The 19801-nt window shown below is 39.7% G+C and carries 10 protein-coding genes; 1 reads left to right on the top strand and 9 read right to left on the bottom strand.

The window, feature by feature from the left end:
• Nucleotides 1-9 precede the first annotated feature (9 nt).
• The 8 genes from N7E81_RS07635 to N7E81_RS07600 all read right to left on the bottom strand — a co-directional run bounded on the left by N7E81_RS07635 (nt 10) and on the right by N7E81_RS07600 (nt 13999).
• A complete protein-coding gene (locus tag N7E81_RS07635; protein ID WP_263052697.1) occupies nt 10-1611 on the bottom strand; it encodes a beta-N-acetylhexosaminidase in 1602 nt (533 codons plus the stop codon).
• On the bottom strand, nt 1608-3188 hold the full coding sequence (locus N7E81_RS07630) for a sulfatase family protein (protein WP_263052696.1): 1581 nt from the start codon (nt 3186-3188) through the stop codon (nt 1608-1610). The genes N7E81_RS07635 and N7E81_RS07630 overlap by 4 nt, the downstream gene beginning before the upstream one ends.
• Entirely contained in the window at nt 3185-4633 is a 1449-nt protein-coding gene (locus N7E81_RS07625) for a glycoside hydrolase family 27 protein (protein WP_263052695.1), read from the bottom strand. Before N7E81_RS07625 ends, N7E81_RS07630 begins: the two co-directional genes overlap by 4 nt.
• 32 nt (nt 4634-4665) lie before the next feature.
• Nucleotides 4666-6063: a glycoside hydrolase family 27 protein gene (locus tag N7E81_RS07620; RefSeq protein ID WP_263052694.1), complete on the bottom strand. Its 1398-nt coding sequence runs from the start codon at nt 6061-6063 to the stop codon at nt 4666-4668.
• A 1-nt stretch (nt 6064) separates the two neighbouring features.
• Nucleotides 6065-7714 (bottom strand): glycoside hydrolase family 31 protein, encoded by a 1650-nt coding sequence (locus N7E81_RS07615; protein WP_263052693.1) that lies wholly within the window; start codon nt 7712-7714, stop codon nt 6065-6067.
• 132 nt (nt 7715-7846) lie between these two features.
• A complete protein-coding gene (locus tag N7E81_RS07610) occupies nt 7847-8986 on the bottom strand; it encodes a hypothetical protein (RefSeq protein WP_263052692.1) in 1140 nt (379 codons plus the stop codon).
• A 12-nt stretch (nt 8987-8998) separates the two neighbouring features.
• Complete coding sequence (locus tag N7E81_RS07605; protein WP_263052691.1) at nt 8999-10900, bottom strand: RagB/SusD family nutrient uptake outer membrane protein; 1902 nt, start codon at nt 10898-10900, stop codon at nt 8999-9001.
• A 33-nt stretch (nt 10901-10933) separates the two neighbouring features.
• Nucleotides 10934-13999, bottom strand: a complete 3066-nt coding sequence (locus tag N7E81_RS07600; RefSeq protein ID WP_263052690.1) for a SusC/RagA family TonB-linked outer membrane protein — start codon at nt 13997-13999, stop codon at nt 10934-10936.
• A gap of 657 nt (nt 14000-14656) precedes the next feature.
• Here N7E81_RS07600 and N7E81_RS07595 point away from each other — a divergent pair.
• Nucleotides 14657-18775 (top strand): hybrid sensor histidine kinase/response regulator transcription factor, encoded by a 4119-nt coding sequence (locus tag N7E81_RS07595; RefSeq protein WP_263052689.1) that lies wholly within the window; start codon nt 14657-14659, stop codon nt 18773-18775.
• Between the two features lie 136 nt (nt 18776-18911).
• Here the strand turns inward: N7E81_RS07595 and N7E81_RS07590 are convergent, their stop codons facing one another.
• Nucleotides 18912-19616: a hypothetical protein gene (locus N7E81_RS07590; protein WP_263052688.1), complete on the bottom strand. Its 705-nt coding sequence runs from the start codon at nt 19614-19616 to the stop codon at nt 18912-18914.
• Between the last annotated feature and the right edge of the window lie 185 nt (nt 19617-19801).

Here is a 19801-nt window from a genome sequence, read left to right as displayed (position 1 = left end):
TTTTTCGCCTTACTTTTTTCCCCAAACCTCATTGTATTGCCATGAGTAGTCGTCAGGTGTTTCTGATTTTAATGCTGGGCCATAGTCGATATGCTTGTAGGTCAGGTAGGGGTATTTTCCTTTCACTTTAGTGTAAAAATCATTGAAAGGCAATCGTTTGGCGGTAGACCACATTTGTTCGGTGAGTGCGTAGATCCTTGGAAATACAAATCTGTCATTCATGTTTTGTTGGATATTGTAATCGCCCCACATACTTGCAGACATACCTAGCATTAGGTCGCTTGAATGGTCGATGTCTGATGGGTTGGATTCATAAGCCATTTTTAAGTCGAACGTACGGTTTTCGTTGCACCCAGCCCATGGCGTAATAGGGAAAAACAGGTAAGTATAGTAATTGGTCCCTGCTATAACTTCAAAGCCATTGTTTACACCATCGACAAGTCCTTTCTCCTTGTGTTTTCGATAATTCCACCAATTGATTACTGTATTTGCTGGCATTTTGATCCCTTCGTTGTCTCTTACCACATCATCCCAGAAAATGGCTTTTCTCCCATTTTCCTGAAGGTATAGCGCTAACCTTTTAGAAAAATACAATTGCAATTCATGTGAATCTTTCAAGCCTTCTTTCTTGGTTCTAGCCTGGCAATCATCACAAACCGCCCAATGGTCTTTTGGTGCTTCGTCTCCCCCCAAATGAATGTATTGAGAAGGAAATAAAGCCATCACCTCGTCTAGCACGTTCTCTAAAAATGTATAAGTAGCTTCTCTTCCTCCGCAAAAAATAACTGGTGAATGTCCTTTTTCTAATCTCACTGGTCGCTCACCCATGCAGGCCATTTCTGGATAAGCATGTAATGCAGCATTGGAATGGCCTGGCAGGTCAATTTCTGGAACTACCTCTATATTCCTTTCGGCTGCATAAGCTATTACTTCTTTAATCTGATCTTGGGTATAATACCCTTTTTGTTCTGGCCAAGGCCCTACATTTGACCCTATGGAAGTCAGTTTGGGATAACGCTTTATTTCTATTCTCCAACCGTCATGCTCTGTCAAATGCCAATGAAATACATTCATTTTGAGCATTGCCATATGATCAAGGTATTCTTTGAGATGGCGCATCGTATGGTATTGCCTACCACTATCAAACATAAAACTCCTCCATCGCATCCTAGGTACATCTGTAATACTGATCAGAGGCCATTCTATTCGACCAAATGCTTTGTATTCGAATGCTAACTGCAGTAGTGTAGTGATTCCATAAAATATCCCAGCTTCGTTATTAGCTTTGATAATGATACCCTGAGAGGTGATGTCGAGATAATAACCTTCACGACCCAACTCAGGAAAATCATTGACCAACAAAGAGATCTCTCCTGTATCCTGCTTTGCTTCAAACCGTCCCGTGAGCTTGGTCAACTGCTCCATCTCATCCGTCAGGTAGAATGCCTTTTTTTTCAAGTCCATATTGCTGGTCACTAAATATGCCGTCTCCATGATGAACGTACCCGTTCTCACTTGCATACTAGTAGGTGTAGGCAATACATTTTGTGCCATTAGGTGTGCGCTCGACACTACTATCAAAAAACAGTAAATAACTATACGTCCTCTCATTTGGCTCTTTCTAATTGTTCGTCCAAAATCATTTCCGTTTCATAGTCCGAATCATTGACCCATCCCGTATTGATTTTTTCCCCAGACATAAAACGCTCATACATTCCTTGTACTGCTCCGTTATAGGGCATTTTTTCGAAATAGTCTGATTGGCCAAATACACGAGGGTCTCCTTCCTCACGCAGCGTGGCAAACAAGTGTTCTTTTAATGCATGTTTTACATGGACATAATCCCCATTGTCTGTCAAATTATCCATACAAAAAGGATCCTTTTTGATGTTATAGAGTTCTTCAACTGGTCGCTTGCCAAAATTCATTTGCCAATACCCCGAGTCCACCCTATTTCTTCTCATGTTTAGTATAAATGTTTTGGTAGCTCCTCCATCTGTATTGAGATAACCTGTCTCTGGATTGCCTACAGGCCATCTGTTGGGCTCATAATTCTTAACAAACAGATAGCCATCTTTGGTAATGCCCCTAATTGGATAACCCTGATCCTGCGGTCGGCCTACATCGTGTCGTTCTTTTCCAAAAACCACAAAGTCTCTAAACACTTCATTGACTGATTGACTAAATATCGTTATCAAACTTTTACCTGGTGATTCGGACATACCTGATGTAGACCATGCTACACCTGCGGCTTCTAGAAACGTGGGTGCCAAGTCAATGAAACTCACTAAATCTTCTACTTTTCGGCCTGGTTTTTTGATGCCATTTGGCCACATGATTGCTAGTGGCAAATGGTTTGAGTACTCATACTCTTGTCCTTTGATTCTAGGGAACGGCATTCCGTTATCTGCCGTGACTACTATAATGGTATTGTCCAATTGCCCCAAAGAATCAAGACGATCGATCATTTTCACTAAATGTTGATCAAAATATTCGATTTCGTAGGCATAATCCAACATGTCTGTTCTTACAGAATCTGTGTCAGGCCAAAAATCTGGTACTTTATCAATGTCTTCTAATTTTTTTCCTCCCTTTGATATACTTGAGCCATACTCATATTTGCGGTGTGGCTCGTGCCCTCCGTACCAAAAGCACCAAGGTTTCTCACTTGATGTAGCTTGCAAAAAGTCATCAAAGTTTTCCGCATAATCTGTACCTGACATCATGCTTGTCGGAGGCTTTGTGGTTTTGCTTTTAAAAACTGGGCCTGTCAAGAGCCTCGGTTTACCATCTATTTCACCTGCATCGCCAGGGCCCCATCCCTTTCCTGTAAAACCTGTATTGTAACCATGCTTGCCAAGCACCTCCATATATGAAGCAAACTGTTTAGGAAAAGCAGGCGAATGATTACACGCCTCTTCGAGTTGCCAGGTATTCCTCGCAGTCAAAATACAAGCACGTGAGGGAGCACATTTTGCATTGGGCGTATAGGCATTCATAAAAAGAAGCCCTTCTTTGGCTACTCTATCAAACCCTGGTGTTTTCACCCAATCGCACCCATACGCTCCCATATGTGCCCATGAGGCATCATCTGCTATGGCAAATAAAATATTGGGTGGCTGTACTTCTTTTTGCTGACATGCTATTCCAATCCATACCCAAAGACCTATTATTATTTTTACTTTCATGATTTAATTGTTAGAAATACTACTCCATTTGGACCTACAGTCGCCTCATCGCTCACCTTAAAGTTTTGGTTTGCCCAGATATCAAATACAGATTTGTTCGTCAAAGTAATTTTGGCCGCTTCAAATATTTGACTTGGCACAAATGTTTTATCTGAGTCTGACCTATTAAAAATACCGACCCAAGCGACGTCATTGTCTTTGGCTGGTGTAACCCACATTTCGATCGCATCCTTTTCATATTTCAAAGTACCCATCACTCCATTTTGATTACATGCCAATACTTCAGCGTTAGTAATTAGTTGAAAAGAAAAATCATCAAGCGTTGGTAAATTTCCACCCATCATAAGTGGAGAAGCTGCCAATGCCCTCATGGTAATGAAAGTATACATTTGATCCTTTGTAAATTCAGATTGACGATGCCATCCTTTTCCTGATAATAAGGCGACATTGTTCATTTCTCCTTTTGCTTTTACCTGCTTTAATTCCTGATGAGACAAGGACAAGGACTCTGGTTTTGGAGACATGATTTGTAATTCACCAAATGGAATCATATCCATATCTATCCAAAAACCTGATGCTTCTTTGCCTCCCCACTTTTTCCAAGCTTCAAAACATTGATCGATACCTAATTGATCATCCCAGATGTCGTGTGTCACTCGTAGCATGTTGCCTTGTTTAAAAAAACCCAAAGCGTCCTCGTCTACATTTCCACCTGGACTTAGGCTCAATACAATTGGCCTAGATGCTTGTGCAACCGCTTTGGCGATACCTTCTACCTCTTTGGGAAAGGGCACTATGTCGTCGACTTTGAGGAAATCCACTCCCCATTCGGCCATTTGATCAACCAGACTATTGTAGAATTCTTGTGCTCCTGGCTTGGACATATCAACGCCGTAGTTATACCCACACCAGTTACAGATATTGACTGTGTCAGCAATGTCTCTAGCAGTATAATTGGTGCCTTTTATAGGTGTATTGAGTTGGTAGGCTTTTTTGGGAATACCTCTCATCAAATGAACTCCAAATTTGAGCCCCAGTTCGTGTGCTCGATCGGCAATTCGCTTAATTCCATTCGGGAAGTAAGTATTCGAAGGCTGCAAAATGCCATACTCATTGATATTGACATCACTCGCATGTTTTTCGACCGAACAGATACTTCCTTCGGCCAATTCATATTCTCCAAACCACCCATTGTCTATCACAAAATACTCATATCCAAATGGCTTTAACTTGGTTGCCATGGCTTCTAGGTTTTCCATGGCAGCTTTTTCGTGCAAGTAGACGCCATAACTATCGAAGCTATTCCAGCCCATAGGAGGAGTTTGTGCCAATTTCACGGATGGTGGCAAATCTGTATTTATATTCTTTTCTCTAGTCTGGCCAGACATACATGCTGACAAACCTGCAGTGGCCATTACAATCCCTAGGATAAAATTCTTTTTCATGTCTGTTTTTTTATTCGAAAACCTCTCTGGTTTTACTTCATTGATACTTTAAATAATCGCGCTCCGTGGGTCACCACTGGTGCCATAAATTCTTTCTGATAAGTACCGATATCTTCATGCGACCATAAGTCTCGAAATACGTACTCTTTGTGAGGATTTATCCCTATTTGTTCAAATGCCACTTTCATATTTATAGGTTTAAATGTTTCCCAAATATTGAACATGGCTAAATATTTATCTTCTGAATTTCGAATATCCGATACCCAGATGACCATCGCATTTCGATATTTGATTTGCCTACTATTTACACTTTTTTTACTTACTGCTACTGCCTCTTCGTTGGTCAGTAGTTGAAGAGTCAATGTGTCCGTTTCGGGTAAATACCCGCCTATCATCAATGGACTTTGTGAGATATACCATAATGACAACAAGGTTTTTAATTCATCTTCAGAAAAATTCGATATCCTCTCTTCAGGTCCTTTATAACTTATCTCCTTTCCTAATTTGCCCACTGGCAACATATCCAAATCGGGCCAAAATCCATCACCTCGGTATTTCGTGTAAGCATTAGCATCACCGAATGCTTGCTTGAGCATTTGCCACACATCCCAATAGTCGTGACCTGTACGAGCCAAATCACAGTTTTCCTTGAGCACTTCCCATTCAATATTGGCAGGCACCACACTCAATACAATGTCTCTTCCACAATTTCGGGCAGCCTTGCTTATGGCCAAAAACTCGGTTTCATTAATCACATCGTCTGACTTCACATAATCTACTCCCCATTCGGCGAACAGTTCAAAAACAGAATCATAATAGGCCTGTCCTCCTGGCTTGGTCATATCTACTCCATAAAAGCCATCGTACCAATCACACCCTTTGGTGGGCTGACCGATAGAGGAAGCCGAATAGTCTGAGTCTTTGATAGGCATATCCATTTCTACCGATTCCCATGGAATACCACGCAGTAGATGCAGCCCAAATTTCAACCCCTTGCTATGAATGTAGTCTGCCAATGGCTTCATCCCTTTACCATTTTTGCTGGAAGGGTATTTGATCACATCAGGCATCAATCGCCCGAATGAATCCAATGTATACGTGGGTTTCGAGGATATTTCATCATGGACAAATGCTTCAAAACTACTCGACGCACTATCTGCAAACCACCCCTGATCGATGACGATGTATTCATACCCTAGATGTTTGAGGTGCTCATCCATATAGTCTGCCGCAGCTTTGACTTGCGCTTCTGTAGCCGTCCACCCTAGACAATCCCAAGAATTCCACCCCATAGGAGGTGTATCTGCGAGCCTTTTTTGCGATGAAACTACTGTACCCTCAGGCGTAGCACTAGTCAAATTCTGTCCTGTCGCTAAGCGGTCAGACAGCAAAATTATCCCTACAATAAAAAAGCTTAAAGCGTATTTCATTTTACTTCAATCGTTCATAGTAAGGCAATCGATCTAACGGCACCTCTATTTTCACGGTAGTGGGTCCACGAACTATACTACCATCATCTCCTTTCCATTTTCCTTTTGGAAATACAACACTTCTTGATCTTTCCCCTTTTTGCACGACTGGAGCTACTAATAGGTCGGTTCCAATCATAAATTGATCGATTATAGGTATGTACTCTTCTTTATTTGGATAATTGTAAATCAATGGCCTGGCAATGGGCTTTCCTGACTTAGAAGCCTCAAGTGCCAAATCGACAAAGAGGTCTCCTTTGGAAGAATGTAATGCTGCCATTTTTTGACAAATTCTTTGGTTTTCAGAGCTAAGCACTCTCCATGGCGCTACTGAAAACTGCATCATGGGCATCAGGGCATGCACTTGAGCCGATCTGACGACCAATTCTTCGTCTATTACTGAGCCTTCAAGAAAGGAGCGATATGCACCTCCACCAATCATATCAGGACACACATATGCATACCCCATCAAACCTTCAGAAATAATTCCTGGTATTAATTTTTGTAAATCCTCCCATTTATGAAATTTGTCTCTGAGTCTTTGTACCAAAGGAAGGCCAGCCATCTTCCATGAAGCTCTGTATTCATTTAATGGGTATTTCAACCCTACTTTAGCAAAATATGTGGTGTGGTCGTTTGGCGTAGTACCAGGTACAAATGAAACCATAGTAGAGTCATAGTGATGAGCATCTCCTGCATCGAATTTATATCCATCTACTCCATACTCATCTACCAAATAGTCTAATCGATCTTGAAACCATTCTCTAGTCCGAGGGTTGCTCAAATCAAGCACAGCACTAGCTCCATTCCACCATCGTACAATAGCAGCTTTATTTTGTGTATTAGCCCATAAAATGTCTTGGCTTTTTTGCTCATCCAAAATGAGCATTCCTTCTGCTGCCAGATAACGAAATTCATCTGAATCGGCACTTATAAATGGACATACCCAGAGCATTACTTTGAAACCCAAAGCGTGGAGTTTCTCTATCATGCCTTTTGGGTCTTTGAATCTACGAGCAGCAAACTCCCAATCCCCGTAATTTTCCTGCCAAGTATCATCAATCATTAATACCCCGGGTGGGTATCCATGATCAACTATGTCTTGTGCATATTGTAATATGTCCTCTTCGTTTTGATTATATGTCAGTTCAATCCAAGTATTATATTGAGGTTCTTTGAACATAAATGGGTCGGGGATCTGGCCATTAGAAGGAAAGAAGTTGGCACTTGAGTAGTTAAAAGCATCCACGATTGTTTTACCCGCAGTACCTGTAATGATCTCTCCTTTGCTACTTTGAACCGACAATGTACCATTGTCAAATGAATAGCTCATTGGGTCTTCGCACCATATATATCTTCCTTTACTGGAAATTAGTAATGGCTGTGCTTGGTTTCCTTTGTTGACTCCAAACAAATTTCTTTCTAGTTGAGTAGTGTCAGAAAAGGGCATCTGCGGACCGTCTACACTCAGCCCTCCCCACCATACTTCGCCTGCCAACAAGCGGGTCTGGAAGTTAGTTTTAATGGTTTCTTCTGAGTAAAGCGTGAAGCCCATGATAAAGCATAGCGCCAATGTCAGCAATGACAAAGTAAAGTATTGATATGTTTTCATTCTTTTCAATTAACCGGAATAGCATTTGATAAGGCACCCACGACGGACACCATAATCCTTTAAAAAATTAAAAAAAGTGGCACCAGCACAAGCCAGTGCCACTAGGTTGATCAACTAATTTGTTAAATAAGATTAGGGAGTAGGCTCATTGATAGTAATATCAATTTCAGCCATTGCCCGATTGATTTCAAACTCATCTGCACTGCTCTGCAAAGGATCACCACTATAGTCGCGATATCCATTATTAGTACCCAAAACAGTAACGGTATAAGTTCCTGCTTCGGAATAAGTATAAATAAAGTCCCCTTCACCTTCTCGTACCACCGCAATGGATACTCCTGTATCGAATGGCAAGTACTCATTCTCAGAAATCTGAATTCCTCTTACAAACATGTCATTCCATGGTGCTGTAGCATTAGGTTTAAACATTTTAATTTCCACATTAGTAATTTCAGGGTTGCCTGTCGAAGGGTATCCGTTCGTAGCAATCCAGTCCGTCAAATATGGGGCAAGATCAAATTCGACTGCGCCATATACCTGCTGTCTGTTTTGAGTGATCTGTGTCGCTACTGCAGATTCTATGTTTTCAAAACTCACCTTTACTTCGATGATCACAGAATCTCGATCATTGGCAAATGGCAATGGTCTGTAATCAATGAACAAGGACTTGTTTGCTCCCAACTTCACGCCTGCTCCCTCAATATTAAACCTCAAGGTATCGTCATTGGCCAATGAAGAAGTGACCAGCTTCATCCCATTAATTTTATATTTCTCATCGTAATCTAGCGTAGGATTGCCAGCGCTAATAGTCAACGCTGAAGGTATCTCTTGGTCATTGATTGCTAACAAATTAAAGTCAGCTTTAAACCGATTAACGGAGTCTATTTTGACAGCAAATATCTCTGTTTCGATTCGAGATCGATCAACTAATGCAAGTGCACTGCCGCTATACCGATGTAAGGTGTCTCCAGTATATATAGCGAGTAAACTCGCAGAATGATCCACAACAAATATGATCTCATCACCAACCATGAAAGGATCCTTATTGGTCAATATAGATTCTCTTTCTTGATTAATTCCAGGTATAGTCCTGATCAAATAATCAGAGTTATTCTGATATGCTCCAGGGTTGGATACTGTATCTAGATAGCCTACCCATGTATAAGCTTCTACTGCCACTCCAGGTGTTTCAACGTCAGTTTTTTCACATGATGACAACATGACTATCACTCCAATAACGGATGCTAATATGATGTTTTTTATATCTTTCATAACTTTCAATATTTAATAACCTGGGTTTTGAACTAAGCCTGGGTTTGCTTGCAACTGTGCACTTGGAATAGGAAACAAATACTCATTCTCATCAGCTAAGCCCGCTCCTGGATGTTGTGCTTTATTAGGCAGCCAAAAACCACCTTCATGATTGGCATGCGACATGGCTTCGACTAATATACCTCGACGCCTCAAGTCTCCTAGTCTACAGATATCTTCTCCTGTCAGCTCTCTAGCTCGCTCCCAAAGAATCTCCCATCTGAATGCCTCGTAATCTGAGCCATAACCATACTCCTCTCCTATTTTGTCTACTCTTAATCGGCTAGTGTATGCAGGAGCGAATTCAGCTTTAGAAGATATATATTCATTGTTGCCATAATTGCCTGGAGACCAATCTATTACTGCAGCAGCTACCTCTAAAGCATTATGATCATATGAAAATTCATCATAAAAGTCATTAGGCGAGTGATTTCTTGCTCTCTTGCGAATGATGTTTACATAATCAAATGCATTCCAGCCTGAAGATGAGTTGACTGCCGATGGGTTTCCATTCACCTCATTCATAGCTTCGGCAACCATCAAATACACCTCAGCCAACCTAAACATGTATCGGTCGTCATCTGGGAAATACTGAATCCAGTTGCCCTCTGCTTCACCTATCACTGGAAACATTCTAAATTTCGCCATTTTGATACGGTGAGCATCATTACCTGCTGGGTTTGCCAAATAAGTAAAATTAGCTAAGCTTGTACTATCGCCTGTATCCAGTTTTGGGTGTGATCTATAGTATTGAGGCCAATCTGCACTGCGTAGAGACAGGTCCTCTCCCTTATAGTTTTTTCCTCCTTTAGGGTCTATGCGACAGTTCAACCAACGGCGTCTAGTAGAATCTCCAAACTCAAACATGTTGTACCCCCATCGGGTAGACTGAAACGTGGCAAATCCACCGCCATCTAAGCCGACTTGCCAAACCTGAGGAACACCAGCTGCATTTCTTGGGTCAATAGATAAGTCTGGCCCTGACTCTTGTCTAACTCTCATTAGCCATTCAGTATTTTCTCTTTCCCACTCTAGGTGAAATACAGACGGATACCAGTCCATCAATCTATATCTAGGAGGATTAGCAGGATCGGTACCTAATATTTCGTTTCCGATATCGATAGTCTTTTGAAAAAAACCTATAGCGTCTTCACCGTTTTTCTGCATTTCAGAGCCTCTGTACAAGTAATACTTTGCTAATACAAATCTTGCGGCATCCTTTGTGAAGCGACCTAATATATAGGGATTGTCTTCATCAGAAGACAGCGGCCCTGACTCTGGCAGCCCAGCAATTGCTTCGGTCAGCTCTGTTACAAAATAATCATCAAACTCGTCAAGTGTAGCTCTTCTTCTACGAAGTTCTTCTTGCGCTTCTGGACTATCTATATCTGTCACTGCTTTCAAACTCAACGGGACAGTACCAAATAGCCTATAAAGGTTAAAATAAGAATACCCACGCAATGCTTTTGATTCTGCAATTAATGACTCTTTTAACTTTTCATCCTCAATCAATTCATCAATGAATTTAATTGCAATATTACAAGATGAAATCACCGCATATTCGGCAGACCACATGTTGTTGAAGACAGGAAAACTAGGGTTGTAGTTAAACTCGGAAACTACCTGAGCACTTGTGCCGTTGTGAAAATTAATATCATTATTGACATGTGCAATTGCCTGATTACCTCCAGTGTAATAATCATTGAGGACACCTTTATAGGCCGCATATACAAGCCCTAACACTTTTGTGGGATCTTCCTTCAATGCATTATCATCAGAAAGGTGCGGAGCTTCTACTTCCAAAAAATCATCGCACCCAGATATCGTATAACCTATAACACCTAAAAAAAGGATTATTAATATTTTATTTTTCATAATTGATTTCTTTAAATCTGATTATCAACTTCTTTAAAATCCTAACTGTAGGGAGAATAAAACATTCTTACCTCTTGGATAGACCGTATTATCTAAGCCAGGTGCTACATTGACCTGTCCTTCAGCATTACCTCCTACTGGGCTACTGACTTCAGGGTCAAACCAGGAGTAATTAGTAAGGGTCCACAAGTTGTTAGAAGAGACAGAAAACCTTAAAGAGCTTATTTTCAATTTCTCAGTAATCGATTGAGGAGCATTCCATCCCAATTCAATGTTTTGTAGTCTCACAAACGAACCATCTTCTGTCTCAAAGCTCAATAAGTCACGACTATGATCTACCGTGTAAGCATATTCCGCCTCTTGGTTGGTAGCTGTCCAAGCCCCTTGTATCGCATGGTTGAGCATGACACGTGGCTCACTAGAGTCTCTAATAGCCCACTGCAAATTGTCATTAATCAGATCATTGCCTGCTGAGTAATTAAAAAATGCATATAAATCGAAGCTTCTCCATCTAAAACTTGTGCTTAACCCTCCTGTAGTAATAGGTGTAGAATTAGCAATGATCGTTTGATCATTAGAATCAGGAATACCATCTCCGTTCAGGTCATAGAAATTGGACCTAGCTGAAAGTGCATCCAACCCATTTGGGTCACGACCCGTATTGATGGCTTCTGCTTCAGTATTTACAGCTCCATCCATGATATACCCTTTCCATTCGCCTAGTGGACGTCCAGCTTCCAACCTAACCGTATTGCCCGTTCCTCTGTTGAATTCCTTGAAGTACTCATAGTCGTTCAGTTTGTTGACTTTTGATTTGATAAACGTGGTATTGAATCCAATATTCCAGTTAATATCAGATGTTCGAACGACATCCACATCAATTGAAAACTCTATCCCTTCGGTAGATACATTACCTATATTTTGATAGATATAAGCATTTGGAGAAGGTGCAATGCTAGCAGGGATTGTTACTCTCTGTAGCAAGTCCTTAGATTGAGTTCTGAAATAATCAGAGGTCACATTGACTCTATAATTAAAGAAACTCGCATCTATACCGACATTGGCTTGCAGTATTTTTTCCCACTTTACTGATTGATTATTCACTTGAGTCTGAAAAAACAATGGTTCTCCTGTGTCTGAATCTCCCACTGGCAAAAAACCATTATCTCTATAAATGTTCATGGCTGAGCTTACTGGTATTTGGCTATTTCCAGTCAGACCTGTGCTGAATCTCAATTTCAAATTATTAACCTGTTTTGAGTCTTTTAAAAACCCTTCTTCAGATATCGTCCATCCAAGTGCTACAGAGGGAAACCATGCTCCTTTATTGTTCTCTCCAAACTTTGCATTATGGTCGTTTCGTATGGAGGCAGTAAGGTTATATCTGTTTTTATAGATATAATTAGCACGAAACAAACCAGCCATGGTACCATACGTGGTTTCCTCTTGACGTATAATAGAAACTGATCCAGCTCCGACTTGTGGCCAAGAGTTGAAACCATTATTCATATTAGAAAAATTAGTTCCTTCCATGCCAAAGACATTGGTACTAAACTCTTGAATTTCAAAAACAGCTGTACCATCGATTTGGTGATCTCCTAACGTCTTATTATAATTTAGCCTAGCTTGATAAGCCCAATTCAATGCCTGATTATTGACTTTAGACATATATCCATTGGTAAGCTCTCCTTTAAAAATATTATTCGTGAAGTATTGATCATCGTCACGCTTTTGATAGTTGACAGAAGCTTCTGTATGAAATATAAAATTCTTGGTGATGTCATAATCGACATATAAGCGTGCTCTCAAATTGTGCTGATCACGTATTTTATCTTGTTCTGTCAAAAATGCTCTAGGGTCTTGCCTTGTTCTCGATTCTTCGTCGTCGCCATCTTCAAACTCAGAAGCACTTTGGTTGTACAATGCCTGAGCCTCTAGTGGCAAATCTTCTACATTGACCTGCAAATAGGGGTCTTTTTCGAGCGTTCTGAAAAACAGTGAGGTATTACCATTATTGAAATCTCCCTGAATCTTAGAAGCCGAATAAGACAAGTTGGTTCCTACTTTGAACTTATTGAGTTTTTGCTCTAAGTTCAGACGCATCGTCAACTTCTTAAGGCCGGTATTTTCCACAATACCTCCTTCATTCGTAAATCCAGTCGATAAACTATAGTTGGTGTTCTTTGTTCCCCCTCGCATAATGGCGTGTAATTCTTTTCTAGTCGCCTGCCGGAACATAAAGTCTTCCCATGGTTTAATCTGATTCCAGTATTCATTGTCTACATACCAAGACCAAATACTTGCTGTGTCTCTTGCTACACCTGGATTTTGAGAAAGCGCCTTCGCATAAAAGTTATCTGCCTGTCTACGAGCGAATTGTTCTGCATCTTCATATCCTACTGAATTTGTCAATTCGGTCACACCGTATTTAGCCGTGACCGTAACAGACGCTTTACCAGGCACTCCTCTTTTGGTAGTAATCAGTACGACCCCGTTGCCTCCCAAAGCACCATATACAGATGTTGCCGAAGCATCTTTCAACACTTGGATGGATTCTATATCATTTGGATTAAGGTCTACCAAGGGGTTGACTTCATCAGTAGGGCCACCAGCCGTAGAGAGTTGAATTCCATCAACAACATATAATGGCTGCGAACCTGCATCGATCGTGCTATTTCCTCTAATCCTGATATCTACTCCACCTCCTGGAGCACCACTACCAGTGACTATTCTAACCCCAGCCATTTTACCCTGTACCGCTGACAGTACATTGGTTTGTCCAGATTTCACAATATCATCTGCCGACACCGCTGATATGGCACCTGTTAAGTCTTTCTTTTTGGCTGTGCCATAACCCCATACGACTACTTCATCCAGACTCTGGGCATCTTCTGATAAATTTACATTTACCACTGATCGCCCGCCGATCTCGACCGTTTTTGATTCGTACCCAATAAACGAAATGAGCAGAGTTGCCTCTGGAGAGGCTTCCAAATTATAATCTCCATCTATGTTCGTAACGGTACCACCTGAGCTTCCTACTATATGTACTGTAGCTTCCTGGAAGCCCTTCTCCTGATTCGTCCACAACTTTACCATTTACAGTGACGTTTTGCGCCATTGCACCTGCCACTATGCCCAAACTCAGCATAGCAACGACAGCCCATGGTTTAATTGAAGAAAATTGTTTAAGTATAATTTCTTTCATTCTTTAGTGTTTTGAATTGAAAAATACGACTGATTTTTTTTTATGAATAAAATCTCGTTCCGAGATTTAGTTCGTGATTAAATACTGGCATTTTACTTTCTTCTTTTTGTTTCATGTCTTTTGTTTTTTATTAAAAAAAATAGTTTAAGAATAGTCCCTAGCTGATCAAAAAAGAATACACAGCATAAGACAAGGCATATATCATTACTACCGCACCAAGAAGTAAAGGAATAATCTTATTGTATTTAGCATTGTCCAATCCCATGGTCTTTTCTATTTTAATGGTGTTCCATTATTAATTTGATACCTTCAAAATTATCATCAACCATAAGTAAGACTGTCTCTGTTTTGGTCAATTTAAGCATCAAAAAATGTTCGGGGAAGAAAAAAATCAGTCCATAAAAGGGGTATATTCAGATCAAAACTGACGTGATTTGATCAAAATTGACTTTTTTTAAAGTCGATATAAAAACAATGGAAACCATCCATAGGCCCATTCAATGGGTCTTCACACTTTACCTTTCAAAAGGTAGCTACTGACAACTCTTATGATTAAAACAAGACTCCTTTTTGGTTTACTTTTATTGACAATGGCTACCATTGGGTCTGATTTAAAAGCGGATGCTTCAAGGTTTAAATATATCACTCATGATGACGGATTGTCGCAAAGTGAAGTGTATTCATTTCTGCAAGACAGTCGCAATTTCATGTGGATAGGAACTGTCGATGGGTTAAACAAATTTGACGGTTATCACATCGAAAAATTTTACACCGAAAAAGATAATAAATACACCCTATCAAATAACACAGTTAGAGCTCTGGCCGAAGACGGACAAGGTCGGGTATGGATAGGTACAGATGATGGCCTAAGTGTATACGACCCCCTTACCGAAAAAATACAACAAATCGACATCCCCATTCTTCAGGGTCAGATCGTGACCATCCTAAGCTTACTTACAGATCAAAAATATATGTGGTTTAGTTCTACTCAAGGGCTGTTTCGTTGCCAAATAAAGGGGAGATCCATTAAAGAATTATCTAATAGCTTTGAACAAATTAAATTCCCTGAAAACCAATTTTCAGATTCTAATCAACGAGTAAACGCCATCATAAAGACAAATGACGGCTCATATTGGCTAGAGGTACAGCGATCATTACTCAACTTTGTAATACAAGAAGATGGTCGAATTGTTTTTGTCCGATTTCATAAATTTGATGGACTCAATGACCTTCGAAACTTAACAGAAGATAAAGACGGCAATCTATGGATGAGCTCGGTCAATGAAGGCGTAATTCGCTTCAATCCTTTGACCAGAAAAATGACGCGCCTCAACGCGAACAAACCTGCCCCCTATTCTTTGACCTCCAACACAGTCTCTTCTATCGCATTTGACCATGATGGCAATATGTGGGTTTCTACAACAGATAAGGGACTTAACTTTATCGCATACGAACATCTGGGCAATGATCAAATAAATACTAAACACTATCGTCCAAACAAAAATGACCCATATGGACTTCAATCGGATTTGTTATATAAATTATATGTAAGCAGGGAAAATACCTTGTGGATCGGCACCATAGGAAAAGGTGCTGCTATATTTGACCCTGACCAAAAAGCTTTTGAAACCTATAGGATACCTACAGAAGGCAGTATCAATACGACCAATTCTAATTTTATTCGTGCTCTAAATGAGGACAAAAAAGGTAATTTATGGATTGGGACTCACAACAATGGTCTGTTTATTTACGACAAACTAACACTCACATACAAAAAAGTCGGATTCGAAAACCATGCTATTTTCTTCATCTATCCTGCTTATGAAGACCTACTATGGGTATGTGGCAATCATGGCATATCCTTGTGTAGATATACCAATAAAAAACTTCAAATCGTAAACGAAACCAAACACCAACAAGCAACTTTTAACATTGTAAAAAGCCGAAGCGATGTCTATTGGAGCGGATCTTTTCAAGGCATCAATAGAATTGAATCTAAACCAGGGGTAGCCCCAAAATACCAACAATTAGAAAACCTAATCGCTCAAAAAATGTCTTACGAAAACACTAGAGTCTTATTTTATGATAGTATTTCGCATACGCTTTTGGCAGGCACAGAAGGAGGGGGGCTCAATCAAATATTTCTTAACAATGAGCACACTCCTACACATATCAAAGTTTATAAAACCAGTAATGCCGATTCATCAATTAGCAGCAACTATATTCGCTCAATAGCCCGAGATGCTCATGGGGATATTTGGCTCGGCACTTACGAAGGGGTCAACAAGGTAATCCAAAACCCAAAATCTAATCAACTCTCATTCGAAGTTTATAGTACCCACCATGGTCTACCCAATAATATGATACAGAGTATTTTGCCAGACGACACTGGCAATTTATGGCTAGGCACTAACAATGGTTTGTGCCGATTTAACCCTCGATCGATGAACATCCAAACGTTCAATGCCAACGATGGATTACAAAGCTCAGAATTCTCCGAACACACAGCATTTCAAAGTAAAGATGGTTGCTTCTACTTTGGAGGAATCGACGGATTCAATTCATTCTTTCCTCATGAAATAGTCGGCACCAAAAATAAACCAACCATAACAGTAACAGATTTCTACCTATTCAACAAAAAACCACTAATCGAAACAGACAGCGAAAATCGAGTGATCCTATCAAAAAGCATTCTTCTTACCGATACGATCATTCTATTTCATGATCAAAACGACATTCGTTTCGATTTTTCAGCTATGGTATATACCAATCCAGACAAAATAAAATATGTCTACAAGCTTGAAGGCTATGACAAAGACTGGATCTACACAGATTCTGAACACCGCAATGCCAATTATACAAATTTAAGTTTTGGTGAATATACCTTTCGAGTAAAATCAACCAATATAGACGGTGTCTGGAATGATAATGAACGACAAATTTTCATTAAAATCCTTGCTCCGTTTGCGCTTACCCCGTGGGCGTTTTTTCTATACTTTATCGGCTTTGTATTAATCATTTTATACCTGACAACATTTTCTGTCATGCGCATTACCACAAAGAAAAAAATACTGCTTGAAAATGACCACAATCAAAAAATACATGAACTTGATGAATTAAGAACTAGATTTTTTATCAACATTTCTCATGATCTTCGAACTCCCCTGACATTGATTTTAGGCCCTCTCAAACAATTAACGAAAACGATTGCTGAAGACAACCCACTACACTCATACGTCCAACTGATCGACCGCAACATACAACGCCTCAACTACCTCATAGAACAAATTCTTGATGTACGCAAAGCAGAAACAGGCTTTCTCAAGGCAAACCCCTCTCATACCGATATCATTTTCTTTTTAAAAGAAGAAATGAGCCATTTCGGACAAGCCTTGATCGAAAAAAATCTTACACTCAACATCATTAACGATCAAAACGAAATTGCTTTCCCTTTCGACAGAGATATGATTGGCAAAATACTATTTAACTTAAGCTCTAATGCCATCAAACATTCTCAATCAGGTAGTATCAATATCTACGTAGCTATTGTAGAGGCACATACCATTGAAAACTACAATGCTGAGAATAACTCCCAACGATACGTCAAGATCAGTATAGAAGATTGTGGTCCTGGAATGTCTGAATTAACGATGAGTCGAATATTTGAACGATTTTATCAAAATGAATCCGCTTCATACAAAGGCTTTGGCATTGGCTTATCACACTGCAAAGACCTCATCGATGCTCATAAAGGATATATACATGTCGAAAGTCAACTCGGAAAAAGCACGACATTTAGTTTTTATCTCCCTATGGACATGAAAGAAACTACTGGAAATATTGAAAGCAATGTTAATATTTCCAATATGTCAAATATCATCGATGAGCCTGACCCTTCGACGATAAATGGCTTGCATAGTGAAACTATTCTATTGGTAGAAGACAATGCTGACATGCGTGAGTATCTCAGGTTAGAGCTCGCTGAGACCTATAATATACTCCAAGCAGAAGATGGCATTGCAGGGTTAAAACTGGCACAAAAGGAACTCCCTGATCTAATAGTGTCTGACATCATGATGCCAAACATGAATGGCGTGGAGATGTGCAAAGAGTTAAAATCCAATGTAAAAACCAGTCATATACCTGTTATCATATTGACGGCCAAAACTGATAAATCAACCAAATATAAAGGTCTAGAAACAGGTGCGGATGATTATGTATCCAAGCCATTTGACATTGAACTGCTAACGCTTCGTATCAAAAATTTGTTAGAACAGCGCATCAAATTAAGGTTAATGTTTCAGCAAAACCGAGAACTGTCTCCCTCTCTGATCACAGTTACATCAGCTGATGAGAAATTTCTTACCCAATTGATGGAAGAAATAGAAAAAGGTATTCCCGAATCTAGCTTTAGTGTCAACACGCTTGAAAACATGATGGGTATGAGCCATGCCAATTTTTACAGAAAAGTGAAGAGTCTGACAGGCCAATCAGGCAAAGAACTCCTTCAAAGCATGAGAATGAAACGTGCATATCAATTATTGACTAATCAAAATTTGCGCGTATCTGAAGTAGCCTATATGGTTGGATTTACCAATCCAAAATACTTTACTAAATGCTTTAAAGAAGAATACGGAGTACTTCCAAGTGCGATTGAGTCTTCCTAATACCAGAGCCTATACACAAAGTACCTCTTTACTTTTAACCCGTATGTGCACTATGACCCTACAAACTAGCTGGTCTAACCTTTTCTGAACAATTGACTTGATTTTTCATCATTCAATTACAGAGCCCTTTTACTCTTTAGTAAATCAAAAACTGGCTTCTGTTTATTTTTAAATCAATATTTGAGCAGGTAGAAGCTCTATTCAAAACACTCAACTGCTTACGGTCTAGTCTTGCTGCCTCTCGTACAATAGTTGAACTCAGACACTCTTCTTCCTTCAAAATTTTATTCATGACAGACAGTTGCCTGGTGAGGCGTAGCACATAGTCTATCTCATTTTTTATTTCTCTAGGCTCCTTCTTATTTATTGCTGTTTCTTGTAATAAATCAACAGGGTCTATTTCCACAAAACTTTGAATCGGGAGCTCATCTATATTGGATATGAATTTCCCAAATGCCGATGCCCAATCATATGCTCTTTCCTCTTTACTCTGAACTTTGTATAGCTCTCTTCTACTCATCAGTTGATACATCCTCCAATAATAGCCATCTGAATCTATATAAAATTGACTATTCCCTTCCTTAGTTATTACTAGATTCACGGTATCAAAGACATGTTTGTCGAAGGCAAGGAAATAATCCATAGCCGTGTGTATATTTTGCATTAGCAATTTTATATTCTTAAAAAACCGGGGATTAAAACGTTGTAGCAGACCATCTGGCTTGCCGATATCAGAGTTTTTTAGATACAATGTGTCATTGATCAACTCCCCTCCAAATACCTCCAACTTACACGAAGAACAAGAAAATCTAAATTCATTAAGTACTTCAAGTATTTTCATATGAATGCTACATCTGCTCGTTAAAAAAATTTTAGTGTACCCACCAACTCAAAAGCTGGCAATTCTCATTAATCCAAGCGCTGCAGAAAACACACATAAGCAGCATACAGACAAATCAAAAACTAAACGAACACAAGATAAAAAAAATACTGTTCTCGAGAACAGTATAATTGTTCTCGAGAACA

Source organism: Reichenbachiella carrageenanivorans, from assembly GCF_025639805.1.
Lineage (GTDB): Bacteria > Bacteroidota > Bacteroidia > Cytophagales > Cyclobacteriaceae > Reichenbachiella > Reichenbachiella carrageenanivorans.
The sequence above is the reverse complement of the archived record's forward strand: the minus strand, read 5'-3'. Positions and strand labels throughout refer to the sequence as shown.